Origin of the sequence: Kordia sp., assembly GCF_045105435.1 — a bacterium.
Classification (GTDB): Bacteria; Bacteroidota; Bacteroidia; order Flavobacteriales; family Flavobacteriaceae; genus Kordia.
The window spans coordinates 1-2,915 of the sequence record NZ_JBGCDL010000028.1; the positions used below are offsets into that span (position 1 = coordinate 1).

Here is a 2,915-nt window from a genome sequence, read left to right on the forward strand (position 1 = left end):
TTACATGAAATCGTACTCACCGTATGACAATGTAGAAGCAAAAGCATATACAAACATGTTAGTGACAACTGGTTTGCACGATTCGCAAGTACAATATTGGGAACCTGCAAAATGGGTTGCAAAGCTTAGAGAAATGAAAACGGACGACCATAAATTACTACTTCATACAAATATGGATGCGGGACACGGAGGCGCATCTGGACGCTTTGAAGCACTAAAAGAAGTAGCCGAAGAATACGCGTTTTTACTAGACTTAGAAAATATAAAGGAGTAATTCAAAAATTTAACTTAAATTTGCAAGGTTTTGCTTATTTTCAAAACTTAATTAAAATAAAACCCTGTACCAACTTAATAGTTTTTATGGAACAACAAATTCATGCTTTTGATAACGTACTCGAACTTATCGGAAATACCCCTTTAGTAAGATTAAATCATATCACAAAAAATATAAAAGGAAATTTCTATGCAAAAGTTGAGGCGTTCAATCCAGGACATTCAACAAAAGATAGAATCGCTTTATATATTATTGAAGAGGCAGAAAGGAAAGGTATTCTAAAGCCAGGAGATACTATTATAGAAACGACGTCAGGAAATACAGGATTTAGTATTGCAATGGTAAGTATCATTAAAGGATATGAATGTATTTTGGCGGTAAGTTCTAAATCTTCTAAAGATAAAATAGACATGTTGCGTTCTATGGGCGCAAAAGTATACGTATGTCCTGCACATGTAAGTGCAGATGATCCACGTTCATACTATCAAGTAGCAAAGCGTATTCACGAAGAAACAAAAGGCTCTGTGTACATCAACCAATATTTTAATGAATTAAATATTGATGCGCATTACAACAGTACAGGTCCAGAAATTTGGAAACAAACCAACGGAAACATTACACACTTTGTAGCCTGTAGTGGAACTGGAGGAACCATCTCTGGAACTGCAAAATACTTAAAAGAGCAAAATCCAAACATCAGAGTTTTAGGTGTTGATGCGTATGGTTCTGTATTAAAAAAATACCATGAAACGAGAGAGTTTGATGCGAATGAAATTTATCCGTATAGAATAGAAGGATTGGGTAAAAACTTAATTCCAACGGCAACTGATTTCGACGTGATCGATAAATTCATCAAAGTAAAAGATGAAGAAAGTGCACACAAAGCACGTGAAATTTCAAAAACAGAAGGTTTATTTGTAGGATATACAAGTGGTGCAGCAATGCAAGCTATTGAACAATTGGCAGAAGAAGGTGAATTTGACGAAAATAGCAATGTAATTGTCATCTTTCCAGATCACGGCTCAAGATACATGAGTAAAGTATATAGTGACGATTGGATGAGTTCACAAGGATTCTTTGACAGTAAAAATTTAGAAGAAGCACAAAAAATAGAATACATCAAATAAGAAGAAACTACTACAGTTTAACATATTCAAAAGCAGCATACTAACAATTATGCTGCTTTTTTTTTATATCTATCAGAATATCTCAAAGAAATTCGCAAAAACATAGCAATTCAACATAAAAGGATAATTATTATGATTGACACGTAAAAATAATTATTTTTGCCGTTGAAGTTTTCAAAAAAACTTCATACATTACAAAAACCCGAATTGATACATAAAGAAAAACTGAGATAGGATGAAGGATTTATTTGCTAAAATATACAAGGATAAAGGGCCATTAGGAAAATGGGCGTCACAAGCAGAAGGATATTTTGTTTTTCCGAAACTAGAAGGAGAAATTTCCAACCGAATGAAATTTCAAGGAAAAGATGTAATTACATGGAGTATCAATGATTACTTAGGTTTAGCAAACAACCCAGAAGTACGTAAAGTAGATGCAGAAGCTGCTGCTGCGTACGGATCTGCCTATCCAATGGGCGCACGTATGATGTCTGGTCACACAAACTTACACGAGCAACTGCAAAATGAATTGGCTGAATTTGTTGGGAAAGAAGCAACATACTTGCTAAACTTCGGATATCAAGGAATGGTTTCTACAGTGGATGCATTAGTTTCTAAAGATGATATCATTGTATACGATGTTGATTCTCACGCATGTATTATTGACGGTGTACGTTTACACATGGGAAAACGTTTTACCTTTAAGCACAATGATATGGAGAGCTTAGAGAAAAACTTAGAACGAGCTACCAAAATGGCAGAACAAACTGGCGGAGGAATTTTAGTGATTTCTGAAGGCGTTTTTGGAATGCGTGGTGAGCAAGGAAAACTAAAAGAAATTGTAGCACTCAAGAAAAAATACAACTTCCGTTTATTTGTTGATGATGCACATGGTTTTGGAACGCTTGGCGCGACTGGTGCTGGAGCAGGACAGGAGCAAGGCGTACAAGACGATATTGACGTGTACTTTGCAACCTTTGCAAAATCGATGGCAAGTACAGGTGCATTTATTGCAGCAGACAAAGAAATTATTGATTACTTAAAATACAACTTGCGTTCGCAAATGTTCGCAAAATCATTGCAAATGCAATTGGTAGTTGGCGCGTTAAAACGTTTAGACATGTTACGCACAATGCCAGAACTAAAACAAAACCTTTGGAAAATCGTTAATGCGTTACAAAGCGGATTAAAAGAAAGAGGTTTTGACATTGGAAACACACAAAGTTGTGTAACGCCAGTCTATCTAAAAGGAAGTATTCCGGAAGCAATGGCGTTGGTAAAAGACTTGCGTGAAAACCACGGAATCTTCTGTTCAATTGTAGTGTATCCAGTAATTCCAAAAGGATTGATACTTTTACGTATGATTCCGACTGCATCACATACTTTAGAAGACGTAGAACAAACATTACTAGCTTTCTCTGCAATTCGTACCCGTTTAGAAGACGGAACATACAAACGCGTCTCTGCGAAGATTATGGAGATGATGGGTGAGTAAGTTTACTTGAAAAATATAT

Annotated in this window: 3 protein-coding genes; all 3 read left to right on the forward strand. The window is 35.7% G+C overall.

Annotation, left to right across the window (positions count from 1 at the left end; all coding sequences use genetic code 11):
• Positions 1-274, forward strand: a 274-nt coding sequence (locus AB8B65_RS01100) for a prolyl oligopeptidase family serine peptidase (RefSeq protein WP_405298943.1), incomplete at its 5' end; no start/stop codon positions are given.
• Between the two features lie 86 nt (positions 275-360).
• The gene (locus AB8B65_RS01105; RefSeq protein WP_405298944.1) at positions 361-1,401 is read left to right on the forward strand and encodes a PLP-dependent cysteine synthase family protein; all 1,041 of its coding nucleotides are present in this window, start codon (positions 361-363) and stop codon (positions 1,399-1,401) included.
• A gap of 235 nt (positions 1,402-1,636) precedes the next feature.
• A complete protein-coding gene (locus AB8B65_RS01110) occupies positions 1,637-2,896 on the forward strand; it encodes an aminotransferase class I/II-fold pyridoxal phosphate-dependent enzyme (protein ID WP_405298945.1) in 1,260 nt (419 codons plus the stop codon).
• The last annotated feature ends 19 nt before the right edge of the window (positions 2,897-2,915 follow it).